Annotated in this window: 19 protein-coding genes and 1 other RNA gene; 12 read left to right on the top strand and 8 right to left on the bottom strand. The window is 53.6% G+C overall.

Going from position 1 to position 16649, the window contains the following annotated elements:
• Positions 1 to 245 precede the first annotated feature (245 nt).
• From G7K71_RS10480 to G7K71_RS10440, 9 genes are all read left to right on the top strand, one after another.
• On the top strand, positions 246 to 1802 hold the full coding sequence (locus tag G7K71_RS10480) for an ATP-binding protein (protein ID WP_166346070.1): 1557 nt from the start codon (positions 246 to 248) through the stop codon (positions 1800 to 1802).
• The gene (locus G7K71_RS10475; RefSeq protein WP_166346068.1) at positions 1777 to 3129 is read left to right on the top strand and encodes a sigma-54 dependent transcriptional regulator; all 1353 of its coding nucleotides are present in this window, start codon (positions 1777 to 1779) and stop codon (positions 3127 to 3129) included. The genes G7K71_RS10480 and G7K71_RS10475 overlap by 26 nt, the downstream gene beginning before the upstream one ends.
• Positions 3130 to 3302: 173 nt before the next feature.
• Positions 3303 to 3935, top strand: coding sequence for a GNAT family N-acetyltransferase (locus G7K71_RS10470; RefSeq protein WP_166346065.1), 633 nt, complete (start codon positions 3303 to 3305; stop codon positions 3933 to 3935).
• Between the two features lie 102 nt (positions 3936 to 4037).
• Complete coding sequence (locus G7K71_RS10465; RefSeq protein WP_166346062.1) at positions 4038 to 4400, top strand: nucleotidyltransferase domain-containing protein; 363 nt, start codon at positions 4038 to 4040, stop codon at positions 4398 to 4400.
• A 301-nt stretch (positions 4401 to 4701) separates the two neighbouring features.
• Positions 4702 to 5229, top strand: coding sequence for a gamma carbonic anhydrase family protein (locus tag G7K71_RS10460; RefSeq protein ID WP_166346059.1), 528 nt, complete (start codon positions 4702 to 4704; stop codon positions 5227 to 5229).
• A 144-nt stretch (positions 5230 to 5373) separates the two neighbouring features.
• Complete coding sequence (locus tag G7K71_RS10455) at positions 5374 to 5970, top strand: hypothetical protein (RefSeq protein WP_166346057.1); 597 nt, start codon at positions 5374 to 5376, stop codon at positions 5968 to 5970.
• 195 nt (positions 5971 to 6165) lie between these two features.
• Positions 6166 to 6822: an ATP-binding protein gene (locus G7K71_RS10450; RefSeq protein ID WP_313884956.1), complete on the top strand. Its 657-nt coding sequence runs from the start codon at positions 6166 to 6168 to the stop codon at positions 6820 to 6822.
• Positions 6819 to 7466 (top strand): accessory gene regulator ArgB-like protein, encoded by a 648-nt coding sequence (locus G7K71_RS10445; RefSeq protein WP_166346054.1) that lies wholly within the window; start codon positions 6819 to 6821, stop codon positions 7464 to 7466. Before G7K71_RS10450 ends, G7K71_RS10445 begins: the two co-directional genes overlap by 4 nt.
• Positions 7456 to 7581 carry a cyclic lactone autoinducer peptide gene (locus tag G7K71_RS10440; RefSeq protein WP_166346051.1) on the top strand — a complete coding sequence of 42 codons (126 nt, stop codon included), beginning with the start codon at positions 7456 to 7458 and terminating at the stop codon, positions 7579 to 7581. Before G7K71_RS10445 ends, G7K71_RS10440 begins: the two co-directional genes overlap by 11 nt.
• A 154-nt stretch (positions 7582 to 7735) precedes the next feature.
• Here G7K71_RS10440 and G7K71_RS10435 read toward each other — a convergent pair whose 3' ends face one another.
• Both G7K71_RS10435 and G7K71_RS10430 read right to left on the bottom strand, forming a co-directional pair.
• A complete protein-coding gene (locus G7K71_RS10435) occupies positions 7736 to 9298 on the bottom strand; it encodes a helicase-related protein (protein ID WP_166346048.1) in 1563 nt (520 codons plus the stop codon).
• A gap of 11 nt (positions 9299 to 9309) precedes the next feature.
• Positions 9310 to 10083, bottom strand: coding sequence for a DEAD/DEAH box helicase (locus G7K71_RS10430; protein WP_166346045.1), 774 nt, complete (start codon positions 10081 to 10083; stop codon positions 9310 to 9312).
• Positions 10084 to 10230: 147 nt separating this feature from the next.
• On the opposite strand from G7K71_RS10430, the gene G7K71_RS10425 reads away from it, so the two are divergent.
• The 3 genes from G7K71_RS10425 (at position 10231) to G7K71_RS10415 (ending at position 12772) form a co-directional block, all read left to right on the top strand.
• Positions 10231 to 10437: a hypothetical protein gene (locus G7K71_RS10425; protein WP_166346042.1), complete on the top strand. Its 207-nt coding sequence runs from the start codon at positions 10231 to 10233 to the stop codon at positions 10435 to 10437.
• Between the two features lie 118 nt (positions 10438 to 10555).
• Positions 10556 to 11653 carry a mannosyltransferase family protein gene (locus G7K71_RS10420; protein ID WP_166346039.1) on the top strand — a complete coding sequence of 366 codons (1098 nt, stop codon included), beginning with the start codon at positions 10556 to 10558 and terminating at the stop codon, positions 11651 to 11653.
• Between the two features lie 18 nt (positions 11654 to 11671).
• Entirely contained in the window at positions 11672 to 12772 is a 1101-nt protein-coding gene (locus G7K71_RS10415; RefSeq protein ID WP_166346036.1) for a glycosyltransferase family 2 protein, read from the top strand.
• Between the two features lie 106 nt (positions 12773 to 12878).
• On the opposite strand, the gene rnpB is transcribed toward G7K71_RS10415, so the two are convergent.
• The 6 genes from rnpB to G7K71_RS10385 form a co-directional block, all read right to left on the bottom strand.
• Positions 12879 to 13310: RNase P RNA component class A (rnpB, locus tag G7K71_RS10410), an RNA gene on the bottom strand.
• A gap of 78 nt (positions 13311 to 13388) precedes the next feature.
• Entirely contained in the window at positions 13389 to 13556 is a 168-nt protein-coding gene (locus G7K71_RS10405) for a histidine kinase (protein ID WP_166346033.1), read from the bottom strand.
• A 190-nt stretch (positions 13557 to 13746) separates the two neighbouring features.
• The gene (locus G7K71_RS10400; protein ID WP_166346030.1) at positions 13747 to 13959 is read right to left on the bottom strand and encodes a twin-arginine translocase TatA/TatE family subunit; all 213 of its coding nucleotides are present in this window, start codon (positions 13957 to 13959) and stop codon (positions 13747 to 13749) included.
• Between the two features lie 25 nt (positions 13960 to 13984).
• Entirely contained in the window at positions 13985 to 14743 is a 759-nt protein-coding gene (tatC, locus tag G7K71_RS10395; protein WP_166346027.1) for a twin-arginine translocase subunit TatC, read from the bottom strand.
• Between the two features lie 28 nt (positions 14744 to 14771).
• Positions 14772 to 15506 (bottom strand): formate dehydrogenase subunit gamma, encoded by a 735-nt coding sequence (locus G7K71_RS10390; protein ID WP_166346024.1) that lies wholly within the window; start codon positions 15504 to 15506, stop codon positions 14772 to 14774.
• A complete protein-coding gene (locus tag G7K71_RS10385; RefSeq protein ID WP_207712842.1) occupies positions 15496 to 16506 on the bottom strand; it encodes a 4Fe-4S dicluster domain-containing protein in 1011 nt (336 codons plus the stop codon). Before G7K71_RS10385 ends, G7K71_RS10390 begins: the two co-directional genes overlap by 11 nt.
• Positions 16507 to 16649 lie beyond the last annotated feature (143 nt).

The following is a 16649-nucleotide window of genomic DNA, read 5'->3' as shown; positions in this document are numbered from 1 at the left end:
AAAGGCTTGTGAAAAAAGTTATAAATTGACCTTGCATTTTGCGTACCAGCCTGTTAAGCCCGGAAAAATACAGGTTTTGCCCCCAAGGCAAGTAGCCTGTTGTGTTTAAAAACAGACAGTTTCACAAACTAACCAGCCAGCAAAAAGGGACATGTGAAGGTGATTACAAAAACAGACCGCTGTCTGTTTTCAGACAGCAGGTGTTTGTTATCCATCACTTTGGTTAGCGGGAAAAGAGGGGGAGTATGATTAAGGTCAGCTGGCGCAGCCTGCGCTTTCAAATTATGGCCATCACCGTGGTGCTACTGCTGATTCCGGTTTTATTGCTTCTTTACGACCTTATTTTTGCCACCAAAAGTGAAGAGGCCATGATTTCCTCCCTAGAGGAACGTCTCGGCTCTCTATTGCACAAGCAGGTTGTCCCCGGTCTGGAACAAGCGCTGCAAAAAAGACTGCAGGAAGAAAGGTTTATTGACCTGGATCCCGAAAACCAGGCCAGTTACCTGCAGGCCAGTTTTGAGGAGGTCACCCGCCCCCTGGTGCCCAACCATCCCGGTGTCAGGTTTGGCCTTTACTTGCCTGATCATAAACAAATTTTTGTCCAGGGTTTTCTGCACGAGTACCGCCAGCTTTCCCCCCAGGAAAGCCGGGAAAGGGAAAGACGCATTTTGAATGAGGCTGATTCGGGTTTGATGGCGGTAGTGGCCAGCCAGCGCCCCCTGGCCCGCCTGACTACCAGTTTGAATGATGAAACTTTTGAATACCTGACACCCGTCATTATCGACGGCAAGCTGGTGGCGGTAGCGTGGGTTGATGAACGCCTGCATCCCATCTTTGCCCAGAGCCGTTACTTCCGGCTTATCTCCCGCTACGTGACCTTGTTTGTTTTCTTTGCCTGTACCGGAGGGGTTCTTTTTCTGGTCCATAATCTAGTAAGATCTGTAAACCAAATCAAGGAAGGGCTGGGCCACCTGGAGAAGGATTTGAATCACCTGCTTCCGGACCTTCCCGGGGAAGCCGGTCAAATTGCCCGGGCCATTAACCGGATGGCCCGCTCCATCGCTGAAAAAGAAAAGCTGGAGGAGCAACTGCACCGGTCCGAACGCCTGGCCGCCCTCGGTCGCCTGGTCACCGGCATCGCCCATGAATTGCGCAACCCCATTTCCGTTGTTAAAACCATCATCCAGGTAATGGAACAAGATTTAAAGGGCGTACCTGATATTAAGCAATATACCAATATCATAAAAGAACAAATCGACCGGCAGAACAGGATTATCCAGGAGTTGCTGGATTTCGGCCGGCCGGCCAAAAATTTCGTCCATCCCGCGTCGGTAAATTCCCTGCTCGATAAAGTGCTTACCTTTACCACCCCTCTGCTGAGGCAGCATCAAGTACAGCTAAATGTAGAAAAAGACCCGCACATTCCGCTTATAGAAGTGGACGGAGAACGCATTAAACAGGTATTTGTCAATTTAATCCTGAACGCCGTCCAGGTCATGCCCGACGGAGGCAGGCTAACCATCAAAACCTATGCCGGTAACAACCGCGTGTGCATCCAGTTCAGTGATACCGGACCGGGAATTGCCAGCGAGGACATCTCACGGATTTTCGATCCTTTTTACACCACCCGGAAAGACGGAACCGGACTGGGGCTGTCCATCAGCCACCAGATTGTCGCCAGCCATGGCGGAAACATTGATGTGACATCAAGTGAAAAAGGGGCCACCTTTACCGTATGCCTACCCATAATGGATCCGACAGGAGGGCAAGCCAACCATGGTACCAACAATTCTAATCATTGATGACGAACAGCATCTTTGCTGGGCACTGGAACGGGCCATGCAACAGGAAGGCTACCATGTGTTATCCACCACCTCCCCGTTAAAAGGACTGGAACTAATCCGCGAGGAACAACCTTCCCTGGTAATTCTGGACCTAAAAATGCCCGAGATGGACGGAATGGATGTACTCCGCAAGGCCAGGGAAATGCAGCCCAAAATCCCCGTGGTTATTCTCACCGCCCACGGCACCATCGAGACGGCCATTGAGGCCATGAAAATAGGGGCGGCCGATTACATCACCAAACCTTTCGACCTGGACGAATTGAAAATGGTCATCAAACAAAACCTGGTGATCACCCAGCTGGCCACCGAGGTTAGCTTTCTGCGCTCCGAGTTAACCAGAAGGTACAGCAAATTGGTGGGAAAAAGCCCGGCCATTCAGGAAGTGGTTAAATTGATCGAGCGGGTGGCCGCGAGCGATGCTACCGTCTTAATTACCGGGGAAAGCGGTACCGGCAAAGAGGTGGCCGCGGTAGCCATCCACCAAAACAGCCCCCGCCGGGACGGGCCCTTTATTGCCATTAACTGCGCAGCGCTGCCCGAACATTTACTGGAAAGCGAACTTTTTGGTCATGAAAAGGGGGCTTTTACCGGGGCCGCTGCCCGCAAACTTGGTCGTTTTGAACTGGCCGACCGGGGCACCATTTTCCTGGATGAGATCACCGAAATGTCCCTTTCCATGCAGGCCAAGCTCCTGCGGGTGGTCCAGGAAATGTCTTTCGAGCGGGTGGGAGGCACGGAAACAATCCATGTTGATGTGCGGGTTATTGCGGCTACAAACCGCAACCTGACCGAAGCCATAGAAAAAGGGATCTTCCGGGAGGATCTCTATTACCGCCTGAATGTGTTCCAGATCCACCTGCCGCCATTGCGGGAAAGAAAGGAGGACATCCCCCTTTTGGCCAACCATTTCCTGGAAAAATTTCGCCCCAAGTACCTGGTGAATAAAATTTCCCCGGCGGCCATGGAGCTTTTGTGCAGTTACCACTGGCCGGGAAACATCCGGGAACTGCAGAACGTAATTGAGCGGGCGGCCATTATTTGCCAGGGCAATGAAATACTGCCCGAACACCTGCCCAAGGAACTGCTGCACACGCCCCAAAATGAAAAGGAACTGGTGATCAACTTCCCCGATGAAGGCATCTCCCTGGAACAGGTGGAAAAGGAGTTGATCATCAAAGCCCTTCAGAAAAGCGGGGGTAATCAAACCCGCGCCGCCCAGTTGCTGGGCATTACCCGCTCGGCCCTCTTATACCGGGCGCAAAAATACGGCATTATCACCAGTTAGTTGTTGGGACCGGGGAGGAAGGGCAAACCGTCCTGGTGCAGTAAGATTTTAAAAAAGCCGGGAAAAGTTTTTTCCGGCGGCAGGATTTTTAAGGGTTTTATCAGAATATTTTTATAACCAGTAATGGCCTTACCCAACCAGGTAAGAATATAAAGAAAGATCGGTGGGCGACCATGATAACTGCGAGTGCCAAAATAACCGAAATAAAACAATTAACCACACCCCAGGGCATGGTAATCATTGAGGGACCTGTCAGCAAGGAGTACCTGGCCAGCCTTACTATGAACGAGAGGCTGCGCAATTTCCGCAGCCCCGCACGGCAGAAAGAGGCTTTAATGATTGCCGCGGCCGACCCGGAAGGACTGGTGTATATTGCCCGGTACGGGCATGAAATCATAGGCTACGTGCTATTTCACAGACCCAGCGAATATACCCGGTGGAGCAGGCATCCCCGCCTGCTGGAACTGGGCGCCATTGAAGTCAGCCGGAGCTGGCAGAGGCTAGGAATAGCGAAAGAGTTGCTAAAACAGGCCTTTAAGAACGAGATGCTGGAGGATTACGTGGTCATCACCACCGAATTTTACTGGCACTGGGATCTGGAAGGAAGCGGGCTGGACGCCTTTGGCTACCAGCGCATGTTGACCCGGCTTTTCGGAAGTGCAGGTTTTAAAAGACGGGGAACGGATGATCCGGAAATTTTGGAACATCCGGCAAACATGTTGATGGTGCGCTTCGGCAAGAGGATAAGCAAAACGCATGTTAAGGCTTTTGAAGCTCTCACCTATCAAAATTCGCTGGTTGATTAGGCTCTGGTTACGGAAAGGACGCAGTTTCGCCCTGAAACGGCAGGCCGAAATGGCGGAAATAATGACCGGCCAGATGGCCGGGAATACGGTAGGTGACTATCTATGCCTGTGCCCGTAGATAAACGTGTTAAAGCAATTGTTCTAATGTACGCAGACGCTCTCAAAAATAAAGATGTACCTGTTAAAGCGGTCATCCTGTTCGGCTCCCATGCCATTGGTTCTCATGCGAGAGGGAACAGCACCCCGAATGCGGATATTGATGTTCTTGTAATTACGGAAAGGCTTGATAAAAAGATCCGCGATACAATTAAAGATGAAGCTCATCGAATCAGCCTGAAAGAGAATGTTCCGGTAACTGCCCTGGCGTGCGATATGCAAGAATTTCAGTCCCCCTCGTTCCAAGCTGAGCCTCTCTACCGCGAGATTACCCGGAAAGGAATAATTTTTCACAGGGAGACGTGGTAGACACTTTTATATATTTTTTGTTGACAGGGGAAAGAGTATGATGTATACTTAAAAGTGAAAGTTTTCACAACTGTAAACCGCCTCTCCTTTCCCCATCAAAAGCCCCTAGCAATAGGGGTACTTTTTTTGATTACTCTTTTCTGAGCTACAGAAGCACATACATTTTAGCATCCTGAAAGGTCGCATGTACTTCTGGCCGCACTCTTTTAAAACGGCTCAAAAAGGCGGGATCTCAAACTGGTTGCCTTTCCCGGGACGGCAAGGTATAGTTTTTATAAAAAAGATAAGGGAGGGACAAGCCATGGGCATTTATGAATTCGAAGGCCATAAGCCGCAGTTGGGGGAAGATGTTTTTATTGCCCCGGGAGCCAGGATCGTTGGCCGGGTGGAAATCGGCCGGGGTAGCAGCGTTTGGTTTAACACGGTGATCCGGGGGGATGTGGACGAGGTAACAATAGGTGAGGAGACAAACATTCAGGACGGGTGCCTGTTGCATGAAGACCCCGGCTGCCCCTTGAAAATCGGAAACCGGGTTACGGTTGGCCACGGGGCCGTTCTCCACGGATGTACCGTTGAAGACGGCTCACTTATTGGCATGGGAGCCATCGTCCTCAACGGAGCCCGCGTCGGCAAAGGAGCCGTAGTGGGGGCCGGGGCCCTGGTGGTGGAGGGGCAGGAAATTCCCGCCGGGCACCTGGCCCTGGGTTCCCCGGCCCGGGTGGTCCGGCAGCTTTCAGCACAGGAAACGGAAAAGTTCCAAAAACTGGCCGTCCATTATCGACAGCGGGCACAGCAATACCGGTCTACCATGTTTCCCCCTTCCCTTTAGGGCAAGGCCCCGGCAAGGGTTTTCCTGATTTCCACGAAAAATGGAAGACAGAAAAAATTTCTGTAGAAAATTAGAAAATTTTTCTGTTAATAAAGAAGGAGATTTTTTGTTTCTGCAGAAATATATGCCAAAGAATGGCTTTTAATGGAAGCCCTTGCACCAGGGACGGGGAAGTTGCATGATGGGTGGCTGAAACCCGTGATGAGTATTATACCGACAATCTTAAATGGAGAGACAACAATGGATAAAATGCCTTTGGTGGCTTTGATTCTTCAGTCTATTCCGGAGAGTATCATCATCCTGACTTTGGGGTTAACCCTTATGGGCATAGAACTCAAATGGCAGCGGATTATTCCGGCAGCAGTGCTCTCTTCCGTGGCTTCCTATTTCGTACGGGAACTGCCCATACCATATGGGGTACATACTTTGATCGGGATACTCGTAATCACCCTCCTGGTGGTCGTATTTTTCAAAACTTCCTTCCCCGTGGCCATTAATGTGGCCATGATCGGCATAGCTATCCTGGCAACAGTAGAAATGCTCATATTGCCTATATTAATCTTTCTGATGGGCAAAACAATTAATGAAATTTGGGAGTCGCTGACCCTTCGTATTTTCTTAGCCATCCCTGAGCTAATTGTACTGACTTTAATCACCTTTTGGTGTGTAAGAAAGAAGGTTACGTTACGCTCACTAGGCATTTACCGTTCCAACCAAACAAAAGAACGGGAGCATGATTAACTGATGAGTGCACTATTCTTTCCAAACTATCTAATGGCAGTTTTTAGTTTGGGACAGGCATTGCTTATTACTATTTTTACTCAATACTTAGTTTACTTTACAACATCTATACCTTTAGCCTGGATAGTATTGGTTGATATAGTAGTTTTTGGAAACACTATTTTAGGGTTCATTCTATTAAGAAAGTCATTAATTGTGGAAGAACAGGATAACTTGATACGCCAGCAGGCCAAACACATCCAGGACCTGGAAGAAATGATCCGCAACATCCGGGCCCAGCGCCACGACTTCATCAGCCACCTGCAGGCCGTGTACGGCATGCTGCAGATGGGCAAGCTGGAAAGCGCCCGGGAGTACCTGGCCGAGGTGACGGGGGACATCCGCATCCTCACCCAGACCCTGAAGTTGAAATCACCCGAGGTGGCCGCCCTGGTCCAGCAAAAGGCGGCCCTGGCGGCCAGCCGCAACATCAGCTTTGGCCTGGTCATTGAATCCGACCTGGCTAAACTAGCCGTGCGCCCCCACAACCTGAACCGCATACTGGGCAACCTGCTGGACAACGCCATGGATGCGGTGGCGTTTTTGGCGACCAGGGACCGTTATATCAGGCTGGAAATAAACGAGGACGAGGAGAACTACATCATCTCGGTGGGCAATTCCGGCCCCGGCATCAGGGAGGACCTGATGGAAAAGATCTTTGAACCGGGATTCTCCACCAAGGGGGAAAACCGGGGCCTGGGGCTGGCCATTGTACGGGAGATAGTGCAACAGCACGGCGGGAAGATAAAGGTCTCCTCCCCGCCCACCATCTTTACGGTAACCCTACCCAAGGCAGGTGCAGAAGAACAATGATCCACAACCTGGCCCGGAAAATTGCCTCCTGGTTGAGCAAAGAGCTGGAGCAGGAGGAGCGGGCGGCGGTGATGGCCTACGGCCTGGAGCTGCTCCTGGGTGCAGTGGTGAAAGTGGTATGCTTTGTGACGATACCGCTGCTTTTGGGCATTTTGCCCCAGGTGATGGCGGTCCTGCTGGCCAGTGTGGTTTTCCGCCTGGCGGCCGGGGGGGCCCACTGCACCGCCTACTACCGCTGCCTGATTGGCTCCCTAACCACCTTCACAGGCCTGGGCTTTCTGGCCCGCTGGCTCCCGGAAACGGACATTCCCGCCCAGGGTATGGCTCTGGCCGCAACCCTTTTCGCCGTTATAGTAGCCCTGTTCCGGGCGCCGGCGGACACCCCGGCCAAGCCCATCACCCGGGTGGGCCACCGCCGGGCGCTGAAGGTAATTTCCCTGCTGGTACCCCTGTGTTACGTTGCGGTTGTCTGGTTTTTCCCTCTGCGGAGGGACCTGGTGGCCGCCAGCGCCCTGGGCTTGGCCTTTCAATCCTTTACCGTAACTCCGGCCGGCTACCGCTTTATAGAATGGCTGGACGTTTTCCTGGGCCGGCTGCACTCCATACTCATCCCCGGCAAAGGAGGTGTAAAGAATGCGGCTTAAGCACTGGTTTTTAGGGCTTGTCGCCACCGTGGCCATGGTGGTGGCCGCCACGGGCATCTACCCGGCCAGCTGGCTCACGTGGTACCAGCCGGAGGTACCCGAAGAACTGCGTTAGTAAGGTCAAGCAAAATCAAGTATAAGCTAGAGAGAAAAAGCTACTGCTGGAGCGCCAGCGGTGGTCATTCTGAACATAACTCCTTAACAGCCAGCTCATACATAACTCCCGTTCGATAGCAAAAACACAACGGGCGATAAGCCCGCTTTTTTCTTTACACCCCCACCACGGCCACCTCGTCCCGGTCCAGCCGCCGGCGCAGTTCCCTGGCCAGCAGGGCCAGGGCGCGGTCTTCCCCGGCGGCTCTTTCAATCTGGCGCAAAAGGTCTATTTCCCGGCGCAGGATGGAAAAGATGTCCCCTTCCTGAAGGTTGGTCATGCCCAAAAGCTGGTCAAAGGTGGCTCCCTGGTACCAGGCCGCGGCCAGGGCGGCGGGAAGGGGCGACCAGACACAAAAGTGCTCCGGTACGCCGCTCCCGAGTAAAAAACGGCGCAATTCTTCCACCCTTTCCAGGGAAAAGGGAGGTGGAATCACCTGTTCATCCCGCCCGGGCTGGTAGTCCACCCCGGCCAGGATGGCAGCCGCCTCAACAGGAGGGGACTCCAGGATAATACCGGAGAAAACCAGCTCGGTAACCAGTATTTCCTGCACGTGCACGTAAAGGGCGAATCTCCCCCGGGGTAAAAGCTCCCGGCCCTGCACATACCCCAGTTTTTCCAGCAGGCTCCACACATTCTCAAACTCCCGCACATAATCCCGGGAGTGTTTGTCCAGCTGCTTCAACCGCTTGTGCAGCAGGTGAACCCTTTCCTCCAGCCGGCGTATCTCCCTTGATGCATCGAGACAAATCTTATAGCGACATTTTTTGCGCGCCTTTTGCAATAAAAGCTGAACTTCCTGCCGGCGCTGTCTTATGTCGGAGCGATTGCGGTGCTTGCTTTTTTTAAGCTGGTTCAGCTCTTTGCGCAGCTTGACCCGGTAAAGCTCGCAGCAGTCCCGGCCCCGGTCGGGGCAAAAACACCGGGCCAGTTCCGCCGCCTTTTCTTCCAGCTTCTGCACCTCCCGGCGGAGCTGCCGGCTCTCTTTATTGCTCTGGTAGACGGATAAATTTTTTTCCAGCAGGCGGCGAATTTCCGCATCGGTTTTCCAGTGCAAAAGGCTTAAAACCGTATTGGGCGAGATGGTAAGCCTGCCCCGGACCGGTTCCACCTCGTCCTCCCGGTAAAAGCCGGTTTGCTCGGGGAAACGCTCGTCGATGCGCACGAAAACCCGCCCCACCTCATCATACCCGCGCCGGCCCGCCCGGCCGGCCATCTGGAAAAATTCCCGGTTTAAAAGGGGGCGGAACTCCTGGCCGTCCCACTTGCGGCAGGCGTCAAAAACCGTACTGGCGGCGGGAAAGTTAACCCCCACGGCAAAGGTTTCCGTGCAAAAAAGGACATAAACCAGCCGGGATTCATACAGCCTTTCCACCAGATCTTTGAGCAGTGGCGACAGGCCGGCATGGTGATAGCCAATGCCCTGAAGCAGCAAGCGGCGCAGGTTTTGACGCCGGGGGCCGAAAAGGCCGGGGTTATTCTCCTCCGCTTCCTGGATCATCCGCCGGACGGCCCGCTTCTCCCCGGAAGTAAGGAAATCCCACTCCCGGCCCAGTTCTTCCGCCAGCAACTCGGTCCGTCCACGGCTGAAGGCAAAGTAAAGGGCCGGCAGGTGGTCCTGAATTGCTTCGATCACTTCAACACAGGTTGGACTGGAAAATATGGCGGCCAAGGGCATACCACCTATCTCTAATAATCTAATTCCTCCCACCCGGCAGCCGTCATCTCGTTCCAGCGGTGACGGCGCCAGCGGCGAATTTCCTGTCTCTCGGCAATTTCCTCCCGGGCCTCTTCCTCGTCCAGCACATCTCCCCCGGGCGCAATCCAGGAGATTTCCAGGGGAACGGCCCGGCACCGTTCTTCAATCACTTTCACCACTTCCCCCCGTACCTCGGCCATCCAGGAGGAAATTTCCTGAATATTGGGTACGGTGGCGGAGAGGCCCAGAATCTTCATGTGGGGCGGGGCGAAAATGATGCTTTCCTCCCAGGCCGTACCACGCTCCGGGTCGTCCAGGTAGTGCATCTCGTCAAAAATGACGTGAGAGGTGTGCTCCAGTTCCTCGGGATTGGCAAAACACCAGTTGCGAAAGATTTCCGTGGTCATCACCAGCAGGGGAGCCCTCTCGTTAATGGAAAGGTCCCCTGTAATCAACCCCACCCGCTCCGGACCGAAAAGCTGCCCGAAGTCCCGGAATTTCTGGTTGGAGAGGGCTTTAATGGGCGACGTGTATACCGCTCCCTTCCCCGCAGCCAATATATGTTCCAGCAGTTTTTCGGCAATCAGGGTCTTACCCGTTCCCGTCGGCGCAGCTACCAGGACGGTATATCCCTCCAACAACGCGGCAATTGCTTCTTCCTGAAAGCGATCGAGCTTTAACGGTCCCGTAGGTAAAACAATCTTTGACCGGCGGCGACGTGGCCGGCGTTTACCCCGGGCACCGGTTTCTTTTTTCTGTACCAATGTGAACTAAACCATCCTTTCTTTGTTTCTTTGCTCTCTCACTATGGCCATTATACACCATGTGCCACGGTAACATAAACGTTTTAAATTTACTGTTCCCGGTATTCACGGTATAATAGAAAAAATTTCTGTTAGGAGTGGTATCCCGTGAGCCAAAAAGCCCTGGTGGACTACCGGGTAAATCATCTTCCGGACGGGCGCATGATCAGTGTAGAGGTTACCTGCTGCGGCCGGCACATAGGTGAGGTGCGCTTTGTGGACGAGCAGTCTCTTAACTGCCCCCGGTGTGGGTCGCGCCATGTTCTGCGCATCCAGCATAACCACTTCCATCTCCGCCAATATAAGGATGAATAAACAACGCTAAAGCTAAATGTATTACGGGCGAGATCAGGATGACTTGATCTCGCTTTTTATTTTTAACCGGGCCGGTGTATAAATAGAAACTCAAAAGTAAAACTTATGGGGTGTGGTTATGTTCCGGCGGCTGTTTTCTTTATTTAATTTAGATATAGTTACTATCTACCTGGCCCACCAGCTGTTAATAGTGTTGGCCGGGTATTTTGCCGTTATTTTTTTCCCAGGCCATTATGATCCCAGGCAGTTTTTTGCCATTGTGGGCCAGGGGCTCAACCGCTGGGACGCGGGCTGGTACCTGAGAATCGCCCAGGAGGGTTACAACGAAAAATCCGCTGCCTTCTTTCCTCTTTACCCATTGCTCATTCACCTGCTCAGCCGGCTGGGCCTGACCCCGGCAGCAGCCGGGATCTTAATATCCAATCTCTCCCTGGCCGGCATCCTGGCCATTTTCTACCGGCTGGCCAGGATGGACTATGACCCTCCAACCTCCCGGGGGGCCACGTGGTACCTGGCCCTGTTTCCCACCGCTTTTTACCTTTCCGCCATTTATACCGAATCCCTTTACCTTCTGCTGGTGCTTTTAACCTTTTACTTCTTGCGCCAGGGACGGTGGCTTCCGGCCGGCCTTTGCGGCATGCTGGCCGCAGCTACGCGGAACTTGGGCGTGTTTTTACTTTTTCCCGGGCTGTGGGAATACTGGCGCGCCACTAAAGGGAAAATAAGCAAGGACATTGTTTTTCTAGCCCTGATCCCCGCGGGCTTACTGTTTTTCATGATTTTCCTGCAGGCAGAGCTGGGTAACCCCCTGGCCTTTATCAAGGCCCAGCAATTCTGGCACCGCTCCTTTAGCTGGCCCTGGTTCAGTCTGGAGCAGGCCGCGGTGCTCCTGTGGGAAAACCGGCGCTTTAGCCGCCAGTTGCTGGACCTTTCCTTCACCCTGGCGGGATTGGCGTTGTTCTTCATATCCCTGGGGAGAGAGCGCCCGTCCTATACATTATTTGCGTTGATCGGGCTTTTGGTGCCGCTCTTCTCCCCGGCACCCCACGCACCTTTATTGAGCATGCCGCGATTTGTGATGGTGTTATTTCCGATTTACCTGACCCTGGCCCGGCTGGTCAAGGAAGAAAGGAGGCACAATTTCATCCTTGCCCTGACCTCATCCCTGTTCTTCTTCCTCTACTTGCTTTTTGCCCGCGGGTACTGGATTGCTTAAAACCGGGAGGTAATGCCTTTGCTTACGGTAATCATCCCAACCTACAACGAAGAACAAAATATCGTCCCGCTGACCAAACGCATTTGCCGGTCCCTGAAAGGAAAAACATTTGAAATCCTGTTTGTGGACGACAGCAACGACGGCACGACTAAAGTTCTGGAAGAATTAAGCCGTGAAAACCCTCAGGTCAGGTTCATCCACCGGCAGAACCAGCGGGGTCTGGCCACGGCCGTGGTGGAGGGGTTCAGAGCGGCCAGGGGCGACGTGCTGGCGGTAATGGACGCGGATCTCCAGCACCCGCCGGAGGTTCTTCCCCGCCTGTTAAAGAGCATCGAAAAGGGGAACGACCTGGTCATTGCTTCCCGCTTTGTACCCGGAGGTGAAGACGGCGGCTTAACCCCCTTTAGAAGGATGATTTCCCTAACGGCCCGCGTGATTGGCCGCCTGGCCCTTAAAAAGGTGCGTCCGGTAAATGATCCCTTGAGCGGATTTTTTATGCTGAAAAAAGAGGTAATTGAAGATGTGCCACTCTCTCCCCTGGGATGGAAGATTCTCATGGAAGTGCTGGTGCGCGGGCGTTACCACCGGCCGGCCGAAGTTCCCTATGTCTTCGAGCGCCGCCGGAATAACCACTCCAAAATGAATTTAACCGAACAGGTTAATTACCTGCGCCACCTGGTGCGGCTGGTTTTAAGCAGCCCCGAAGACCTGCGCTTCTGGAAGTTTTGCCTGGTGGGTACAACAGGGGTGGCGGTGAACATGTTCTTCTTCCTGCTCTTTACCCGCCTGTTTTCCCTGGATGTGGTGCTTTCCGCCCTGCTGGCCACCAGCCTGGCCATATTCGGAAATTTCCTGCTGAACGACCTTTTTACCTGGACACAGCAAAAGGAGGACCATCTGCTGGGCCGGGCCGTAAAATTTTACCTTTGTTCCGGTGCGGGCATGGTGATTAATGTAGCCGTTCTAAGCGCCTTGCACTGCTACCTGCGCATACCGGCCATCCTGGCCAACGGGGCAGGCATTCTCGCTTCCACGGCATGGAATTATTATGCCAACAACCGCTGGACCTGGGCAAGCACCACTTCCCCGCTGGCCAACGAAAAACCCGATTCACAGTAGGAAAATGCCCGGTAGGGTTTAAACATGGGAATATTAAGCCGGAAAAAGCTGCGGAAAACAACGAAACCGGACTGCTCTTGAAGAACAGTCCGGTCTTTTTGTTTATGCTGTGAGCAAACCTGTAAGCCGAGTTCTGTCTTGGGTGATCATCTATCTGGGACGCCAGTTGCCTGACGCCTCTAGCGACCTTTACCCGGGGACGGAGCGGGCCACTCCCTTGTCCCCCTATTCGGTCTTGCTCCAGGTGGGGTTTACCTAGCCGGCCCGTCGCCGTGGCCGCTGGTGCGCTCTTACCGCACCGTTCCACCCTTGCCCAGCACTCAGCCCAACAGTTGAAGGTGCTTTACCTCGCAGCTATCCGTCCATGCCTGTCATGAAGTATCCTTTTAAACTGCTGGGCTGAGTGCTGGGCGGTCTGCATTTCTGTGGCACTTTCCTTGGGGTCGCCCCCACTGGGTGTTACCCAGCACCCTGCCCTGTGGAGCTCGGACTTTCCTCAGGCACCCCTGCGGGTACCCGCGACCACCCGGTTTACTCACAGCAACTCGTTTCGCATAGATGATTATAACACATTCAAATTGTTTTTGCAAATTCCGTGCCCCCACGTGGTCATTATTCATAGTTCCCTTTCTTCCAGCCGGCGTAAGCACTCCAGCTTCTCTTCCAGCTCTTCAAGCCGCTCCACCATTTCCGCTTTCACCGAGTGGGCCGGCCAGCGCCTTTTGAGTTCGGCAATTTCTTCCTCCAGGCGAGCAATTTCCTTCTTCAAGTCTTTGTTACCCACACAACCACCCCTACCACACCTGAAAACCGCGTGCCGGTCCCACCGCACCGACCACACCCCGTCTCGCTTCCGACCGGATCCTGCCCACGCTACTAAGGCAACTGATCGGGAGCTGTTATCAGCACTTCGCAAGCTTTGCGCCTGGCACCACCGGCACACGGCCCCGGCGGCGTGTTTTTAAGCCGGCATTTTAGTCCTGCGCCCTAACCGCTTTCGTCACATTTGTGGTCTGATCCTGCATCACTTCTTCCTTCATCTCTTCCCTGACCGAGTTGGCCGCCCGGCGAAATTCTCTCAAGCCCTTCCCCAAAGCCTGCCCCACTTCCGGCAGTTTGGACGGTCCAAAGATCACCAGGGCAATGATCAGGATTAAAATCAGCTCCCACGGTCCCATACCAAACATAGATACCCCTCCTTTTTCGTTCCGATTAAGTGTTGCTCTCCACCATGCCCACTTTGTTCATTTTAGAGCGGGACAGGCGGTAAACCAGGCAGGAAACCAGAACGCCTGCCTCGTACAGCAGCACCATGGGCAAGGCCATCATCAACTGGGAGATAACATCGGAACCCGGTGTTAAGACAGCCGCGAGAATGAAATTTACCAACAGAGCGTACCTGCGTTTTTTCACCAGCCAGCGGGGAGTGACCAGCCCCATCCGGGTTAAAACAAAGGCCGCCAGGGGCAACTGGAAAACCAGACCAAAGGGAATGAAGAAAGCCAGCACAAAAGAAAGATAATCGCGCACGGTGATCATGGGCTGCAGCCCTTCCGTTACCAGTACCAGCAAAAACCGTACGGTGAGAGGAAAGACCGTAAAGTAGGCGAAAGCAACCCCGGTTGCAAAAAGGGTCACCGAGAGGGGAAAGAGCACGAGCAAAAGGCGCCTTTCCCCCCGGGTGAGGGCGGGCAGGATAAAACCCAGCACCTGCCACACCATAACCGGAAACGCAAGGATGAATCCCGCCAGAAGGCTGACCTTAATTTTGGTTATGAACGCCTCACCCACCCGGGTGGCAATTACGGGCACATCCAGCTCTTTCAAGGGCCTGGTCAAGAAGGCCAGCAGCTGATCGCCAAAGGCAAAGAAGGTAATGATTGCACAGGCTATTAAAGCTATGGTTGAGACAATAACTACTCTGCGCAGTTCCCCAAGATGCCCCGCCAGGGGCATGGTCTTCCCATCCATCCCCTTCACCTCCCCTTGCTGACCAGCATTAAACCGTCATGTCCTGTGGCAAATTAGCCGACCGTTCCCGGGAACCTGGAGATGGGGCATGCTTTTTAACCAGGCGATCATACCACAGGGGATGCCGGTGTTTTACGTATTCCAGGTCCACCTTGCCGGTAAACATTCCCCGCAAAAGGGGCCTGTTAGCCTTGAAAAGGAAGGCCGCCAGGTGGGCCAGAATGCCGAAAATCAACATAAAGGTGGCAAAAGTGTGTATATCGGTGACCCAGATCATGGTGTTGCCCGGGAAATTAATGCCCGGCAGATTTTTTAATACCTTGACGATCCCGGTGACAATGATAACCAGCAACCAGAAGCCAATATAGGCATAGGCCAGTCTTTGCTCGGCCAGAAACTTGTCGCTGGGGGGCTCCTTGCCACCGGTAAGCATGGCCTTGATGATCAAATAAGACTCTTTAAGGTCGCCCCTCCTGGGCAGGATGCCGTATTCCTTGCGCATGACGTGAAAAACAATGTGGTATGCCGCCGCAAACATCAACACCGCCGCAGCTACATAGTGTATGTACAGGGTTACCGAAAAATCTGCCGACCACCCCAGGCCCGGAATCTTGTAAATCATGTAGCGCCGGTACACGGGCATCTGCCCGAATCCGCTGAAAATGAGCAGGATGGTGGAAATGGCCACGGCCCAGTGGACAAAGAGTACCGATGCGCTGTACCGGCGCACCTTTTTTTCCTTTTCCAGGATCTTATCCGCCATGGTCTTCTCCCCCTTTCATGGTCCTGTAGGCCGCATAGCCGGCCGCAAAGGCTCCCGCCAGCGGGGCTACCAGTAGAGCACCGGCAATGCCGTTGACCGAATCCAGAAAGTTCCCCACACCCACCGGCATGCCCGGAAATCCCGGAGCAGCCGGATTCGGCTGCTTGTTCTTTTGCGCCATCAATTGCTCATGAATTTTTTGAAAGGGAACCGGCGAAACGTAAAAGGTGGACGTCCCGCCGTTTTCCTTATCCCCGTAAATATATCCGCCAATTTCCCGGGCCCGTTTCCAGGCCTGCTCCCGCACTTCTTCCTTATCGCCAAAGGCAATGGCACCCCTGGGGCAGGCCTCCACGCAGGCCGGGATTTTCCCTTCTTTAACCCGATGGTAGCACAGGTCGCACTTGTACATTACCCCGCCTCCCACGTACCTGGGGGCTAACTTCATGTACAGTCCCACCCCTGCCTGCCGGGCGGGTATTCCCCAGGGACAAACATCCCGGCACTTGGCACCCCCAAGGCAAAGGTTGGGGTTGATGATTACCGGACCCTCGGGAGTCTTGCCCTGGGCACCGAAAGGACAGAGATTGGCGCAGGGCGGGTTATCACAGTGCATACACCGCCGGGGGATAAATACATCCACCGCGCGACCATCCTGTTTCACCTGCACATGCTGTACAAAGGTCCAGTTATAGGGCGTCAGGCGTGCAGTCAGATCCTTTTTGTCCCGCCAGTCTTCTTTCTTCTTGTGGGGCCAGTAGTATTCAATGTGTTCGGCTGGTTTTGGAAACTTGAAGCTGTTTTCCTCCCGGCAGGCGCTAACACACCGGGGTACCTTCAATCCCTTGCAGCCGTCACATTTCGTTAAATCATAGAAGGTACCCCGGGGGGTAATGGCGGCACCCTCGGCTGTCTTCCCCAACCCGGTAAGCACCAGCCCGGAAGCCACACCTGCCGCCAGAGTGCGCTTGATAAAATCCCGCCGTGATAACAAGGACATCAGTTACCCCCCTTTAAGTTTGTGAACAACCGGGTTTTCTTCCAGTCCGGAGCTTGAAGCAAGACCAACGATTCCGCCCGGCAAATATGCATCCAAAGATTAAACAAGGATTAAAAAAACAGACACCGGTTGTTTGCTACGGG

Source organism: Desulfofundulus sp. TPOSR (assembly GCF_011393055.1).
In the GTDB taxonomy this organism is placed as follows: Bacteria; Bacillota; Desulfotomaculia; order Desulfotomaculales; family Desulfovirgulaceae; genus Desulfofundulus; species Desulfofundulus kuznetsovii.
This window is presented reverse-complemented; position numbering and strand designations above follow the sequence as displayed.

Coding starts and splice junctions, on each gene's coding strand:
- G7K71_RS10480 (WP_166346070.1), top strand. CDS start 246: ATGATTAAGGTCAGCTGGCGCAGCCTGCGCTTTCAAATTATGGCCATC.
- G7K71_RS10390 (WP_166346024.1), bottom strand. CDS start 15,506: ATGGCGGATAAGATCCTGGAAAAGGAAAAAAAGGTGCGCCGGTACAGC.
- G7K71_RS10435 (WP_166346048.1), bottom strand. CDS start 9,298: ATGCCCTTGGCCGCCATATTTTCCAGTCCAACCTGTGTTGAAGTGATC.
- G7K71_RS10475 (WP_166346068.1), top strand. CDS start 1,777: ATGGTACCAACAATTCTAATCATTGATGACGAACAGCATCTTTGCTGG.
- G7K71_RS10445 (WP_166346054.1), top strand. CDS start 6,819: ATGATCCACAACCTGGCCCGGAAAATTGCCTCCTGGTTGAGCAAAGAG.
- tatC (WP_166346027.1), bottom strand. CDS start 14,743: ATGGATGGGAAGACCATGCCCCTGGCGGGGCATCTTGGGGAACTGCGC.
- G7K71_RS10400 (WP_166346030.1), bottom strand. CDS start 13,959: ATGTTTGGTATGGGACCGTGGGAGCTGATTTTAATCCTGATCATTGCC.
- G7K71_RS10455 (WP_166346057.1), top strand. CDS start 5,374: ATGGAAGCCCTTGCACCAGGGACGGGGAAGTTGCATGATGGGTGGCTG.
- G7K71_RS10460 (WP_166346059.1), top strand. CDS start 4,702: ATGGGCATTTATGAATTCGAAGGCCATAAGCCGCAGTTGGGGGAAGAT.
- G7K71_RS10385 (WP_207712842.1), bottom strand. CDS start 16,506: ATGTCCTTGTTATCACGGCGGGATTTTATCAAGCGCACTCTGGCGGCA.
- G7K71_RS10465 (WP_166346062.1), top strand. CDS start 4,038: ATGCCTGTGCCCGTAGATAAACGTGTTAAAGCAATTGTTCTAATGTAC.
- G7K71_RS10420 (WP_166346039.1), top strand. CDS start 10,556: ATGTTCCGGCGGCTGTTTTCTTTATTTAATTTAGATATAGTTACTATC.
- G7K71_RS10440 (WP_166346051.1), top strand. CDS start 7,456: ATGCGGCTTAAGCACTGGTTTTTAGGGCTTGTCGCCACCGTGGCCATG.
- G7K71_RS10470 (WP_166346065.1), top strand. CDS start 3,303: ATGATAACTGCGAGTGCCAAAATAACCGAAATAAAACAATTAACCACA.